This is a genomic window from Coleofasciculus sp. G3-WIS-01 (assembly GCF_040223135.1).
Taxonomy (GTDB): domain Bacteria; phylum Cyanobacteriota; class Cyanobacteriia; order Cyanobacteriales; family Coleofasciculaceae; genus Coleofasciculus.
Genome location: NZ_JAVJZI010000029.1, coordinates 1 through 15,474, shown reverse-complemented (window position 1 = coordinate 15,474; position 15,474 = coordinate 1). Strand labels below are relative to the sequence as shown.

Genomic DNA, 15,474 nt, shown 5'->3' with positions numbered 1-15,474 from the left:
AAATATAGTCGAATGTATGGACTATCGTCTGATGTGGCAGCCGCCCTAGCAATTGCCAGAAGGGGAATGAATAAAAGCGAGAGATTGCCGCGTTCTGTGTCCGCCTATCTCGGAGTGAATCCGAGAAAGCACGTATGGAGTGCTCTATATCAATTTAATAATTTTATTGGTCGATGCTCTGTAGTTAATCGTAGACACGATTACTACTGCGTCTCTAACTGGGAGCCGTTGGTTAAGGCTGATATCGAGCAACAATGCCGGGTATCAGCCAAGCGCAAGCGTTAACGGTCATCGACCAAAAGTTACACCGTGGACTTATACCAAGGCAGAATTACTTATGGGTAGGTTTGTCTAGGTTTTTAGAAGCGGTTCTATGAACAGTTAAAGCAAGCCCCTATTAAAGCAGAAGCCTTGCGACAGGCACAATTAGCCATGATTCAGGGCAAAGTCCGCCTGGAAAATGGTCAGATTGTGACTCCAAGTGGTATCTTTCCTCTACCTCCTCAGTTGGCTGAATTGTCTGATCAGGAACTTACTCATCCTTATTATTGGAGTGCGTTTACTTTAGTCGGGAGTCCTTGGTAGTACCTCTAGTGTTTGCTGATTCAGTTTAGTCGGTGTTAAAGGAAAGTGCGATCGCGCTTCTTCTATTGGGTGGATAGTTGAATCCCTATTCCACCCATCCTCCGTTTTTGATTAGGCGATAGACGCATTAAATGGCTTTTTTGTCAAATATGCCTCTTTTTGAGTTCAGAAAATTGGGTAATGGAACATATTTGTATTATTTAATTTTTCCCGACGTTAGGAAGGGCAAAATAACGCCATATCAAGGCTTTTAAGCGTTTTAGGTTTAAAATTGGCTATGAAGAATACCCAATACAGTATTTCAATATATCGTACTACATCCTCAAACCCAGGTCAAATCAGGATTTGTCAGTGACGTTTTCTGCTTGTCCTAAATCCGCTTCGCTTTAGAATATTAAAACGTCAGCTTGAAGGTTAAAAGTTTTATTTATATCAGGAGGGTGGTGGAAACAAAGATAGCTGACTGGGGAGTGATGCTTCCTCTTGTGTTGCGGATTGGAGTTGGGGTTAGGGGATGAAGGGGAAAAGGAAAGTGCGATCGCGCCTTTGCTTCCCCAGACATTCCCAGGATGCCAGACTTAGGGTAGATTGGGTAAACAGGACTCAAACCCTTACTAAGGACAAAAGACGATTATTAAGGGATTCAGCCTATGGGAAGAGATTACGCCGTGATTGGTACAGGCGCGATCGGAGGTTTTTACGGCGCTTGCTTGCAAAAAGCTGGACTCGATGTCCATTTTCTCCTCCGGCGCGATTATAACTATGTAAAAGAGCATGGTTTGGCAATTTCGTCAACCTTGGGAGACTTTACCTTACCCCAGGTGAATGCCTACAACCATGTCAAAGATATGCCCCCAAGTGATGTCGTATTAATCGCTCTAAAAACTACCCAAAATCATCTCCTGCCTCACCTGCTTCCGCCTCTTATCAAACCTGGAACCGTGGTTCTCACCTTGCAAAATGGCTTAGGAATTGAACCTGAAATTGCTGCCATAGTTGGGGAAACCGTGGCAGTTTTAGGGGGACTGTGCTTTATCTGTTCTAATAAAATTGGTTTGGGTCAAATTCATCACCTTGATTATGGTCAAATCCAGCTCGGCGCATACAGCAAACACCATCAACCCCAAGGAATTACCCCAACAATGCGTCAGATTGCGGCTGACTTTGAGCAAGCCAATATTCCGATTCAGCTTTCTGAGAATTTACTCCTTTCCCGGTGGCAGAAATTGGTGTGGAATATTCCTTATAATGGTCTATCTGTCGTATTAGATGCCACAACTGATGCAATTATGAAGGATACTCATGGATATCAGATGACGGAACAACTGATGGGAGAAGTTGTAGCCGGGGCGGCGGGGTATGGTTTAGAGATAAAAGAGAGTTTTGTTCAAAAGATGTTGGATTATACGATGAAGATGAAACCCTATCGTACCAGCATGAAAATCGACTATGATTGTCATCGTCCCTTGGAAGTAGAAGCTATGTTTGGCAACCCAATCCGGGCGGCGCAAAGGGTTGGAGTTGCGGTTCCCCAAATAACCATGCTCTATCAACAATTAAAATTTTTAGATGCTAGAAATATCACGATTGGTGATTAGGGATTAAATCCTGACGTGCCATGGTTTATGTGTAGGGGCGGGTTTAGGACTTTCATGTCGCTATTGCTGATAACTTTTAGGTAAAACCCGCCCTGACTAAGTTTTGATTTTTGCCCACAATTGCCATGCTCTAAACAAAGGAGTTTTAGCCATCGTTTCATTCAAAACTCACGGATATCTCAACAGCATCCTGTTCCGTTAAGCCGAAATATTGAGCGCGAATGGTTTTTCCTGATTCTACGGGCATTAACGGTGTTATTGTTCCTAAGGATAATAAATCGCCTTTTTTCAGTCGCTTACCCCCTGATTTCAGGTCATCCCGCAACCATAAAACAACATCTAAGGGATGTTCTAATAATACATTGCTTGTACCTGTGGCTAATTCTTTTCCGGTTTCATCCAGTATCACTAATTTAATATTACCTAACCGTTCTTGCCATTCTGGAGTAGCCGTCAGGGGAATCGGTTCACCCACAATTCCTAAACGCGCCCCCACATTAATCGCGATTAAGTCAGCAGCGTCTAATTTTATCCCCGATTCATAGATTAAATCCGGCAATTCAATAAACGGAATGACTGCATCTAAGGCGGCTAAAACCTCTTGGCGAGTCGTCGCTTGATTAATCGCCTCACTCCCCACTCTCACGATTAAATCCCCTTCAAACAGTGGACGTGCGCCAAAATTAGCGGGTACGATTGACCCAGTGGGTAGGAGCATTTGTGCTAAGAGAATCCCGCGTAAGGGATGAGAGACATTAAACTGTTTTTGCGCGGTTGTACTCGTGAGTCCTGCCTTGTAACCGATACTTTGTCCTAAAATAGGAGTGAGTTTTTCTATGAAGCGATCGCGTAATTGTTCGGCTTCAGTTACAGTTAAGTTGGGTGGTGCTGTTTCTAGGGGGATGCGGTTGAGGTAATGGGTGACTAATTCGTCCAGGAATCGGGAATCCGGCGTTATCACCCCGCCAGTATCCTGGGTTTGACAAGGGGTGCGTTTCCGGCTTTCTGTTGCTTGAACAGCGCCTAGCCCAAAAATTTGACCCCCTAACAAAATTGTGAGAATAGCAGATTGCCAATAGTGTTTAGTCATTGGTCATTCGTCCTTTTTTTGTTCCCTTATCTTCCTAAGGTTTCACGGGAGGGGTGGGCGCGAGTTACATCTGGGTTCAACCGAAAAGATAATAGTGAAAAGAGCCCCTACACTATTTGCCTATGGGGATTGGGCGAAGCTTATGCGTTGGTACGTTGGTATAAAACCGAGAAATCTGGGCGCATAAGCTTCGCCCCTACACCCTACACCCTACACCCTACACCATTTTCCATTTTTCATTTTTCAATCTTCTGGTAATCTGATTTCTTTTAATACCTCTAACCCTGCCAAAAACTCTTGCCTATGGGGATTGGGCGAAGCTTATGCGTTGGTACGTTGGTATAAAACCGAGAAATCTGGGCGCAAATGCTTCGCCCCTACAGCATTTTTCATTTTTCATTTTTCATTTTTCATTTTTCAATCTTTTGGTAATCTGATTTCTTTTAACACCTCTAACCCTGCCAAAAACTGCCGATCATTGCTAATATGAGGAAACTTCAACTGAGAATCGGGAACGCCCCGTTCTAACTGACGCTGACGCACAATGGCAAAACTACCCGGTGCTAATATCCGTAGGCGGGGCGCTGGAATATAATTATCAGGTCGCTTTACCGCATAAGACATATTCGCGTCTTGCAGTTTGCGGTCAAAACTAGCCAGAAAGGCTTGGGGATTTTCCAGATGTTGACCGGGTGCTAACTCAATATTGACTAAATAGTGAGTGGTGGTAATACTCTCCGATAGCGTCAGACAAAAGTCTTCTAAAGGTACGTCAAAGTCCTGTTGTAAGGCTTGCATCACCTGAGTTGCATGGTGTTCTGTCGTCTTCTCTGCAGTCGCCGACATTGTTCCCCCGCGACGATAGCGGAAGACAATCAAAGGCGTCTTATTGTAAAATCCAATAACTTCCACCACATCGCCAATATCGTAGCGATAAAACCCACTATAATTTGTAGTTAAAAGGCGATAGTGTTCCCCAAGTTTAACCTCAGTCGCCAGGAGAGTTTTCGGATGTTCGGCGTCCCATTGGTCTTCGGGGACAAATTCAAAGAAACCGCTTTCAATCGCCAAGACACTCCCATCGGTGTCTACATCAGGATAGATACTAAATGTGGCTTCTGCGGAGGAATAAACCGCCCCAAATACAGGCGTATCCCCAAAATAATCGCCAAAGCGGTGAAAGTAAAAATCCGATGTACCGCCGCGTGCGGTGGCGACAAAGGATAAATCTGACCAAACCCGTTTCGGGGTTAGGCGCCCCTCGTGGTTTAAAATGTCTCGTAGTTCCTGCGCCCGTTGGGGATAAGCGGACCATTGATGCTCTAATTGTGACCGAATCCCTGATTCTAAGTCTAGCCAGCCAGCAATCGTCCCTTTGTCTAAATCCCGAATTAAATCTTCGGCGTAGGTTTCCAAATAACTTGCCGTCCGCAGCAGGAGCATGGGAAAATTAGCAATGATCCCCCGCATGGTGCGATCGCGTAGAGCAAAGAGTAAACAAACATAGTGGCGGACTAGGCTATCCCCCGGTTGTAGGGTCTCAAAGGGATGGGCAAACAGTTTTTGGTACAGAAACTTTCCCATCCGCAGTACGCCAACACTAGCATAACCGTACCGAATCCCTTCTGGGGTTTGTCCCAGGGGTTGTACAGAGTTGGTAATCAAGAGTTTACCAAACTTACGGTTGCGAACTCTCAGCGCATCGGCTAAAAAACCCATACTGGTTAGATTAGCCCCGCGCAAGGAATTCTGAAACCGCTTAGTTACGGGAATCAGCTTTTTTGAACCCGTGGAACCACTGGTGAGATTGATATAAACAACGGGATCAGGGGTTAAGATATTAGACTCCCCGTTGAAAATACGTTCCGTGTAGGGTTCATAACTACTATAGGGCAAAACCGGGACGCGATCGCGAAATTGGTCAATGGTTCTAATCTCCCTCAACCCCCATTGACGCCCTAGTTCAGTATTCTGATACTGTCTCAGTAGCGTCAGCAGAAACCGTTCCTGTACCGCCTCCGTCTGATGAGTCTTATTCACGAAATTGGCTTTAACCTGTCGGGTTAGCGCGGTTAACAGGGGCAGTACATAATTTGACATAACATCCTCACACCAGTTAAATTTGAGCGGACATTGGGCATTTCTGGTTAGCCAAATCCGTTTTTAGCGATTTTCCAGACATTTGCGGCATTTTATGGTATTTTTCATACCGAACCCTTGCCCATAGTCATTTCCTTGTTTGCCAATGACCGATCACAAATTCCATCATTTTTGTCATTTCTGGCAGAAATTGTCAAGTTTTTTCAACATCCTCTCAGTCATCTTTCCCTCCCCTACTCTTTAATTTCAGTGAAACTGTTGATTGGGATGAAGTTGAACCCTTGCCAAGATGGGGTTTATTTAGTTTTTGTTCCCGATTCCTGGTTAAACCTTCCCGACATAGGCTAGAGGTTTCAGTGGCTTACCTAACCATTGACAATCTATTCTGGCGGAGTTTGATATGCTAATGAACCTTTCAATTTCTTCTGTACCGCGTGTCGATATATCCACACTCACACCCGAACAGTTTAACCAACGCTATCAACAAACGGGTACACCTGTCGTCATTACCGGATTGCTGGAGAATGAACCGGACTGGACTTTGGAGTATCTTTGTGCAAAGATTGGCGATTGTCAGGTTATCGTTCGGAATTATCAGCGGGCTAAGTATAAGACCGGACAGTCTAAACGTTCTCCTGTAGGCAGTGGTGTTGCGTTAGAAACAATGGGATTCTCGAACTATGCCGAACTTTTACGCTGTGGTAACGTTCAAGAGAATGACCTTTATCTAGGAAAACTTCCCCTAAAAAATACAACCCTGACGAATACATCGGGCTGGAAAAGCTTGGGCAAAAAACTGGGGTTAACTCATCCCGTCACTGATTTTAAAATGTATATGGGTTCAGGCATCCATCACTCTGGATTGCATTACGATATTATGGACAATACCCTCATCCAACTTCATGGGGTCAAAAAAATTATCTTATTTCCTCCCTCTCAAACTTACAATCTTTATCCCTTTCCCATTCTCGGTCATTTACGCCATGGGATGAAATTGCGGTGCTGTTTTAGTCAGGTGTCCTTAGAGCAGCCAGATTTTGCCGCTTTTCCTAAATTAAAGCAAGCCCTAGAACATAAACAAGAGGTGATTCTAGAACGAGGAGACACATTATACTTACCGTCTGGATGGTGGCATGATGTGAGTGGAATTGATGATACCATAATGTGTTCAGTCAATCGATTTTGGCGCATTTATCCCACCAGACGTGCTTGGCTGAATTGGCAGAAATGGCGTTCTATCCTGGGGGTTTTATGTGCTATTCCTTATATAGGAGGCAATTTAATCGCGGCTTTATTTCAGCCTGATCCCCAACCAAGGATTCGCCAAATCTTGTACAGAATTTAATAGCTAAAATGGTGGCATAGATTTTACGATTAAATCGGGCGCACGGGGCGTGCATTGGTGTCAACTTAAGTCACAACCCTTACTCATTCTAGTTTCCAGCTTTAGGGTGGAAATGCTCCTTAAGCGGCTCCATCCGCTTGTCAAAGGAGGCGGAGCCTCAACAGAGGCATTCCCAGGCATAGCCTGGGAACGAGAGTGATGGTAGGGGCGGGTTTCACGATTAACATTGATTGACACCTAACAGATGTCTCTAAACCCGCCCAGATTACCAGTTTGGATAATTCACAACGGTGATTTGCCATGCCTTCCTGTTCCAGACGTAACATGCTACGTCTCTATTATGTTTGAAAATAATCATGCAATAAAAGAATTAATTTTATGCATTCAGCGCATATTTAAGCGAATTTTGTAATTAAATATACGAAACATCTCAGGCAAGGGTGTGATTGTTGTACCTGAGAGCGGGGAACCGTAAACAAATTACTTCGGTTAATTGAGAGCGATGGAAAAGGGTACAAGTCTATCCTTGAGCGATGATTGCCTTAGCCATTGACGAATTCAGTGGATGAGAAAATTGCTCGATTAAATTAGACCCCCATGCTGAAATTTTTACACATAGGTAAGTAACTGATGCTGCAAGAATTATGGTCATTTCGCGGTCGATACCGCATCTTACATCTAACTTGGTTTGCCTTCTTTCTCTCATTTGTCATTTGGTTCAATTTCGCCCCATTAGCGACAGCCGTACAAGAAGACTTAGGTTTAAGTGCGGCACAAATTCGGACATTGGCAATTTGTAACGTAGCGCTGACTGTACCGGCTCGGATTATTATCGGCATGTTACTCGACCGTTTTGGTCCACGGTTAACCTACTCCGTACTGCTGATTTATGCAGCAATTCCTTGTATCGCCTTCTCCCTCGCTCAAAACTTTAGCCAATTAGTGATCAGCCGTTTAGCCCTAAGTATTGTGGGCGCAGGCTTTGTGATTGGTATCCGCATGGTGGCGGAATGGTTCCCCCCCAAAGAAATTGGCTTGGCTGAAGGAATTTATGGGGGATGGGGTAACTTTGGTTCCGCCGCATCCGCCTTTACCCTACCCACGATTGCGGCGTTATTGACGATTGGCGCAGGGGGTGGAATGGTCAACTGGCGACTCGCGATCGCACTTACAGGTATTATTGCAGCAATCTATGGCATCATCTACTACAGAAGCGTTCAAGATACCCCTCCTGGTAAAGTTTATCAGAAACCCAAGCGTCACGGTGGCTTAGAAGTCACCACAAAGCGGGACTTTGGATTCTTGATGCTGATGAATGTTCCTCTGGTGGGGATTCTGGCTGTCTTGGCTTGGCGCTTGAGTCAAGTGGGTTTCTTAGATAAAACGGGATTAATTATTACCTGGTTAGCGCTGTTGGGGTTATATCTGTTCCAAGCTTATAAATGCTGGGATGTAAATAAAGAATTGATGACGGCTAAAAAACGGTATCCTGTTGAGGATCGGTATAACTTCTCTCAAGTCGCCCTTCTGGAATTAACTTATGTGGTTAACTTCGGTTCAGAATTAGCCGTTGTTTCCATGCTTCCCGCCTTTTTTGAAGGAACATTTGGGTTAAGTAGGCAATTAGCGGGAATGATTGCAGCTAGCTATGCGTTTATGAACCTAGTTTCACGTCCCGGTGGCGGATTAATTTCAGATACCCTAGGAAGCCGTAAATGGACGATGACGGTGTTAACAGGGTGCATGGGGATTAGTTATCTGATGATGAGTACCGTAAATGGGAGTTGGTGGCTACCTGGTGCTGTCATTCTCACTATGGGTTGTTCCTTCTTTGTTCAAGCCGGTGAAGGGTCTACCTTTGCTATGGTACCGTTAATCAAGCGCCGAGTCACGGGTCAGATTGCGGGTAATGTTGGGGCGTATGGTAATGTTGGTGCTGTGGCTTATTTGACTCTATTCAGTTTGCTCCCTGAAGGCGATATCGGTAACCGAATTTTCTTCCAAACCTTAGGAGTTACTGCATTAGTTGTTACCTTCCTCTGTTGGTTCTTCCTCAGAGAACCTAAAGGATCTTTTGCGACGCATCATGAAGGTGAAGAAACCGAAATGGCACTCGAAAGTCTGCCGGTTCTGGCGGATGAACAACACCATTGATGGTTAATTATTAATTGTTAAATCTGTAGAGACGTAGCATACTACGTCTCTTATCGGTAATTGGGATTAGTTTATCAATGGATAATTAATAATTGATAATTGACAATTGATTAATTGGGTCTAAAACCTCTATGCATTACCCACATTTTTCTTAAACATGAATGGTACTGACTGGTATGCTGGTGGGCAGTGCCCACCCTACGGTATATCAAGGGTGGAGGCGATTCCAAAAGGCTGAACTGTCCTCTATTATCTCATAGTGAAATACGCAAAAGATATGACTTCTAAATTTTAATTACCTGTTCCCTATTAAGAGTTCCCTGAAAAAATCCATGACTGAATCAACAAAAACCCTTTGTCCCTATTGCGGTGTGGGCTGTGGTTTAGAGGTAACGCCACCCGCCCAACTCGGTCAAGCCACCCATCGCGATAGTGAAGGAACACCAATATGGCGAGTGCGGGGCGATCGCGCTCATCCCTCCAGCCAGGGAAAGGTTTGTGTCAAGGGAGCGACGGTGAGCGAATCCTTGGATAAAAACCGTCTGAAATATCCGATGATGCGAGACTCCCTAGATCAGCCATTTCGACAAGTCAGTTGGGATGAAGCCCTAGAGCGCATCGTCTTGCAACTGCAAACTGTCCGCTTTACCCAAGGACCTGAAGCCATCTGTATGTATGGTTCTGGTCAATTTCAAACCGAAGACTATTATATCGCCCAAAAATTACTCAAAGGTTGTCTGGGTACAAACAATTTTGACGCCAATTCTCGCCTCTGTATGTCCTCCGCCGTCTCAGGTTATATCCAGAGTCTCGGCTCAGATGGACCCCCCTGCTGCTATGAGGATTTAGAACAAACCGATTGTGCCTTTTTAATCGGTACAAATACAGCCGAATGTCACCCAATCGTATTTAATCGCCTGCACCAGCATTGTAAAAAGAACCGTAAGGTGAAAATGATTGTGGTTGACCCCCGGCGTACTCCCACCGCAGAAGCTGCCGATTTACATCTAGCGATTCGCCCGGGTACGGATATTGATCTGCTGAATGGAATTGCCCATTTACTCATGCGTTGGGGTAAAATTAATACCCTATTTATTGATGAATGTACAAGAGACTTTCCCCTCTACGCCGATATCATTCGCCACTATCCCCCCGAACTTGTGGCGCGTAAATGTGGGATAAGGTTAGATGAACTGGAGACAGCGGCTCGATATTGGGGTGATTCCCAACGGGTGCTATCTTTGTGGTCAATGGGAATGAACCAATCCTCGGAAGGAACCGCCAAAGTCCGCACGTTGATTAATTTACACCTGATGACCGGAACCATTGGTAGACCGGGAGCTGGACCCTTTTCCCTCACCGGACAACCCAATGCGATGGGGGGGCGGGAAGCGGGGGGACTGGCACATATTCTCCCCGGTTATCGCTTGGTGAAGAATCCCCAACATCGGGCAGAATTGGAACAGTTGTGGGGACTCAAGCCGGGACAAATTTCCCCAGAACCGGGTTTAACGGCTTGGGAGATGATCCTGGGGTTAGAGACGGGGGCGGTAGGGTTCCTCTGGATTGCGGCGACGAATCCGGCGGTGAGTATGCCAGATTTAGAACGCACGAAAGCGGCGTTGAATCAGTCACCGTTTACGGTGTATCAGGATGCCTATTATCCCACAGAAACAGCAGCCTATGCTCATGTCATCCTTCCCGCGGCTCAGTGGAGTGAAAAAACGGGAACGATGACGAATTCTGAACGGGTGGTAACCTTATGTCCCCAATTCCGTTACCGAGTTGGCGAAGCTAGAGCCGATTGGGAAATCTTTGCTGAAGTTGGGAGGCGTTTAGGGTTTAGGGAACAGTTTGACTTTGCGGATTCGGCGGCGGTGCATCGGGAGTTCGTGCAACTCACCCGGGGGCGGGTTTGCGATATGACGGGTATTAGCTATGAGCGGTTACAGGAGGGTCCGATTCAGTGGCCCCATCCAGAGGAAAACCCGGATGTAGGGGCGGGTTTTACTGATAACGTTTTGCCCACAACCCCTAATGTGACTAAACCCGCCTCGACAAATTCCAAACGATTGTATACGGATTGGCGCTTTCCCACCGCTGATGGACGGGCAAAGTTTGCTGCGTATCACTCACGGGGATTGGCAGAACCCCCTGATTTGAATTATCCTTTAGTCTTGACAACGGGACGCCTTTATGGTCACTGGCACACCCAAACTCGGACGGGTCATATTCCCAAGATTCAGAAAATGCATCCACAACCGTTTTTGGAAATCCATCCCCGTGATGCCCAGAAACTAGGGATTGAAGAGGGGAATTGGGTAGAGGTGCGATCGCGTCGCGGCAAAAGTCGTTTTCCGGCGAAAGTTACTTCTGCGATCGCGCCAGGGACAATATTTGTCCCCATGCATTGGGGGGCGCTGTGGGCAGCGAATTCAGAAGCAAACACCTTGACGCACCCAGAGTCTTGTCCGGATTCTGGACAACCGGAGTTAAAAGCTTGTGCGGTGCAGTTGAGTTTAGTGCCAGAATCCTCAGAGGTGTTATGGGAACAGGAGGTTGAGCAACAGTCAATTTTGGGCAAATAAACCCGATTTGATTGTCCACCTGGAAACCGTAGGGGCGCATGGCGTGCGCCCGATTCAATGGTAAAATTTATTCCACCATTTTAGCTGTGTCACGCCGCCATCGTGGGAGGTTGGAGATGCGATCGCGCTGGATATCATGTCCTAGATTGACTCAAATTAACGGGAATTTCGATAATAAATTCTGTGCCTTTGCCTAAGCCAGAAATACAGCTAATTTTCCCCTGGTGTTTGTCTACGATAATCTGATGACTTACCGCTAAGCCTAAACCGGTGCCACTCCCGACAGGTTTGGTGGTGAAAAAAGGGTCAAAGATATGCTGAAGCACGTTCTCACTCATGCCAATTCCGTTATCGCGAATCCGAATAATAATGGATTGGGGATTAGGGATTGGGGATTGGGTGAAGCATTGGCATTGGGATGTGGGCAGAAAACCGGGATATCTGGGCGTGAATACTGACGCTCTTTTCATCTCTACCGCTTCACTAACGCCCCTAAGAATACATGCTCCTTCGCTTTGTTCAAGGGTTTTACTGATCTGTTCTGCTTTTGTATGATTAGAGACTGCAGTCGTGATTGTAATCAACCGAGGTTCGGGTTGGCAGTCTAAGGCTTCAATCGCATTATCAAAGATACTGATAAAGACTTGATTTAACTGACTGGCATAACAGGTAACCTGGGGAAGTTGACTATAGTGTTTAATCACTTGAATTTCCGTGCGATTGCCTTGATCCCGGAGTCGGGGCTGTAACATGAAGAGGGTGTTATCTATACCTTCATGGATATCAACGGGTTTTAACTGAGCTTCATCCAACTTAGAGAAGGTTTTGAGCGATCGCACAATTTTCTCGATGCGTTCAACGCCTATTTGCATAGACTTGATCAGCTTATGCCAATCCCCGACGAGAAACTCTAAATCGAGATCCTCACTCAGTTGCTCAATCTCGGCGGTGGGGTGAGGATAGGTTTGCTGATACAGGTGTAGGAGTTTTAATACGTCTTGGAAATAAGCGTGGGCATAGGTAATATTGCCATGGATAAAATTGGCGGGGTTATTGATTTCATGTGCCACACCTGCAACCATGCGCCCTAAACTGGACATTTTCTCGGTTTGGATGAGTTGAGCTTGGGTGAGTTTCAATTCTTTTAGGGTTTCTTCTAGCGCCTGAGCTTTTTCCCGTTCCCGGGTTTCCGATGCTTGTAATGCTAGTTCTATTTGTTTGCGATCGCTAATATCCCGGTGAGTACCTGTCATCCGCATCGGTAAACCGTTTTGATCATCAGCGACGACTTTCCCATAATTGGAAATCCATTTATACACCCCGGATTTAGTCAGCAGTCGATAGTCCAATTTATAGGGAATGGAGTGATCTTTTAAATGCGCCTGCAATAGTTCCATCACCCCAGGTTGATCATCGGGATGGATCAGGTTTTTCCAAGTATTGACATGTCCTGAGAGTTCATCATACTCATAGCCGAGCATATCAAACCAGTGACGGGAGAAATACACATCTCCGGTATTAATATTCCAATCCCATAACCCATCTCCTGAAGCGTCTAAGGCGAGTTGTAAGCGTTCTTCACTTTCGCGTAAGGCGGCTTGCGATCGCGTCCGTTCGATGGCAATCTTGGCAAGGTAGAGGGTTTGGTTAATTAAGGCTTGATCCAGGTGAGTTGCGGTTTGCGGGTAGTCATAATAACCGGCAAAGGTGCCTAATATGTTGCCATTACGGGATAAAATCGGTACAGACCAACAGGCTCTGAGTCCATGAGATAAAGCTAAGTCTTTATAATTTGCCCATAACGGATCAGTAGCAATATCCGTGACAATAACCGTTTCCTGGCGATAAGCCGCCGTACCACAGGAACCTACACCCTCACCAATTTCCACACCATCGATCGCTTGGTTGTATTCCTGGGGGAAACTAGGAGCCGCACCTAAGCGCAGTTTACCTTGTTCATCGACTAAGAGAAAAGAACAGCGCATTTGCTCAGACTGTTCCTCAACAAACCGAGCTAACGCTGCCAAAATATCCGGGAGGGGCGCATCTGAAGCGATGCACTGCAAGATATAATTTTGTTGTGCCAGCAACATCTCCGCTTCTTTGCGATCGCTAATATCAATCGCAGCACCTAGGGTTTGTCGCGTTGTCCCGTCTGCATTCTGTTTAAACACCGTCTCTTGGGCAAATAGCCAACGCCATTCCCCATTTTTGTGGCGCATCCGGTATTCTAACTCAAAGACTTCACCCACTTGGGCATATTTAATTCGGTTTTGATGATCCGTGAGGATGGCAAAATCATCGGGATGCATCAGCATTGAGAGAACCTGGTTCCCCATGTCCTGGATTTGGGCGGGGGTGTAGCCTAAAATAGTAGAGATTTCCCGGTTAGCATAGACATTGCGCCGCTCTATCCAATCATGAACATAAATAATATTGGGATTGGCATCATTAATCGCCTGTAACCAGCGCTGAGACTCTTGCAAAGCTTGATCCAGTTGCTGGCGTTCAATTCCCACCGCGATTTCATTCGCAACCGAGGCGAGGGTATCCAGGGTGTTTGGGGATAAAGGATGACGGGAAAACATCCCCATTACCCCCACAAGTTCATCTTCAACAATTAGAGGATAGCCAGCAAAGGATACAATACCTTCCCGTTGCGCCCATTCTGGATCACTGAGTTCGGGATCACTCAGGATATCATTGCTAAAGTGGGGTTGGCGTTGACTGGCGATGCGACCAATTTTCGACTCACCCAGGGGCACTCTAGCATGAGTGCCATTAAGATGGGTGTATAGTCCCGCCGAGGCTTGTAACTCCAGGATATTTTCCCTTGAGTTGAGCGTCCAAATTCGGGCAAAGGCGACATTTAGGTGTTGAACAAAAGCCTGAGTACAGCGAAACAGCATCCTGGATAAATCACTTTCCTGACTCAAGGCAAATCCGATATCTGAACGCAAGGCTAAGCGCCGCGCATGTTCCGTCAACTGTGCTTGTGCAAGTTGGCGATGGCGAATTTCTTGGTGCAACTGGGCGTTTTGTTCCTGAAGTTGCTGGGTTAATAATTTGAGATGCAGGTGAATTTTGACCCGCGCTAATACCTCATCCAGTTGAATCGGTTTACTAATATAGTCTACTGCCCCTAAGGACAATCCTTTGACTTTTGCCTCAGTATTCGACGTATCCACCGCCGCTGTCATAAAAATGACGGGGATATCCTGCGTCTTCTCCCATGCTTTGAGATGACGACAGGTTTCAAAGCCATCCATTTCCGGCATCATCACATCGAGTAAGATCAGATCGGGATTAAGTTTTTCTAGGAGTTTGAGCCCTTGCACACCACTTTTAGCTATCCGCACCTCAAAGCCAGCGTCTCTCAAAAAGTCCGAAACCAGTTTCAGATTTTCGGGCGTATCGTCGATGACGAGAATTTGTGGCTCTCTTGAACAATTCTCCATCTCTCCACAGACGTTCGTCAACTCGTTGAGGGAATCTGGATTTAACTTAGATTTTTGATAAAGTGACATTTTATATTAGTTTCCCTTGCCCAGTACTGCTATTCTATTCGCTTTGCCCAAGTATAGGGAAGATAGGCAATTATGAATTTACTCAATATTTATTTAACTTTCCCAGTCACCTTTGTAGGTTGGGTTGAGGAACGAAACCCAACGCCATCGTTAGCCTGTTGGGTAACGCTATCGCTCTACCCAACCTACGAGAACATTTTGTGCAAAACTGACCTGCTCCATCACAAAACTTCCTAGTTTAACGGCAACTTCATCAAATCTTTACTTGTCTCCTTGGATTTGTCGGAATAAAGTAATCCATAGTATATTTTTCAGTTTACAGCACCATTTTAATGAGAGTCATGCATTACATTTTCAAGTAAATTGCAGTTACCGCTGCGACTTCGGCGGCTTTATCGATGGCGATCGCTCAACAAGCCCAAGCGATCTCGTTCAACTTTAATTGGCAGGGGGATACGGGTTATTCAGCAACGGGGATGTTCAGCTA

At 45.8% G+C, this 15,474-nt stretch carries 8 protein-coding genes and 2 pseudogenes; 6 read left to right on the top strand and 4 right to left on the bottom strand.

The window, feature by feature from the left end; genetic code table 11:
- The 3 genes and pseudogenes from RIM23_RS03040 to RIM23_RS03030 form a co-directional block, all read left to right on the top strand.
- A pseudogene (locus tag RIM23_RS03040) lies at positions 1-285 on the top strand (hypothetical protein); the annotation flags it as partial.
- A gap of 90 nt (positions 286-375) precedes the next feature.
- Positions 376-585, top strand: a pseudogene (locus RIM23_RS03035) (CHAT domain-containing protein); the annotation flags it as partial.
- 650 nt (positions 586-1,235) lie between these two features.
- Positions 1,236-2,183 carry a putative 2-dehydropantoate 2-reductase gene (locus RIM23_RS03030; protein ID WP_446364341.1) on the top strand — a complete coding sequence of 316 codons (948 nt, stop codon included), beginning with the start codon at positions 1,236-1,238 and terminating at the stop codon, positions 2,181-2,183.
- A 157-nt stretch (positions 2,184-2,340) separates the two neighbouring features.
- Here RIM23_RS03030 and RIM23_RS03025 read toward each other — a convergent pair whose 3' ends face one another.
- Positions 2,341-3,273 carry a 2-keto-4-pentenoate hydratase gene (locus tag RIM23_RS03025; RefSeq protein ID WP_446364339.1) on the bottom strand — a complete coding sequence of 311 codons (933 nt, stop codon included), beginning with the start codon at positions 3,271-3,273 and terminating at the stop codon, positions 2,341-2,343.
- A 417-nt stretch (positions 3,274-3,690) separates the two neighbouring features.
- Positions 3,691-5,373, bottom strand: coding sequence for a GH3 auxin-responsive promoter family protein (locus RIM23_RS03020; RefSeq protein ID WP_446364337.1), 1,683 nt, complete (start codon positions 5,371-5,373; stop codon positions 3,691-3,693).
- 406 nt (positions 5,374-5,779) lie between these two features.
- Here RIM23_RS03020 and RIM23_RS03015 point away from each other — a divergent pair, with 406 nt between their 5' ends.
- Positions 5,780-6,718: a cupin-like domain-containing protein gene (locus RIM23_RS03015; RefSeq protein ID WP_446364335.1), complete on the top strand. Its 939-nt coding sequence runs from the start codon at positions 5,780-5,782 to the stop codon at positions 6,716-6,718.
- Between the two features lie 140 nt (positions 6,719-6,858).
- Here the strand turns inward: RIM23_RS03015 and RIM23_RS03010 are convergent, their stop codons facing one another.
- Complete coding sequence (locus RIM23_RS03010) at positions 6,859-7,044, bottom strand: hypothetical protein (RefSeq protein ID WP_446364333.1); 186 nt, start codon at positions 7,042-7,044, stop codon at positions 6,859-6,861.
- 304 nt (positions 7,045-7,348) lie between these two features.
- Between RIM23_RS03010 and RIM23_RS03005 the strand changes: the two genes are divergently transcribed.
- A complete protein-coding gene (locus RIM23_RS03005) occupies positions 7,349-8,872 on the top strand; it encodes an MFS transporter (RefSeq protein ID WP_446364331.1) in 1,524 nt (507 codons plus the stop codon).
- Between the two features lie 332 nt (positions 8,873-9,204).
- A complete protein-coding gene (locus tag RIM23_RS03000) occupies positions 9,205-11,460 on the top strand; it encodes a molybdopterin oxidoreductase family protein (protein ID WP_446364329.1) in 2,256 nt (751 codons plus the stop codon).
- Positions 11,461-11,594: 134 nt separating this feature from the next.
- Here the strand turns inward: RIM23_RS03000 and RIM23_RS02995 are convergent, their stop codons facing one another.
- Entirely contained in the window at positions 11,595-14,987 is a 3,393-nt protein-coding gene (locus RIM23_RS02995) for a PAS domain-containing protein (RefSeq protein ID WP_446364327.1), read from the bottom strand.
- Positions 14,988-15,474 lie beyond the last annotated feature (487 nt).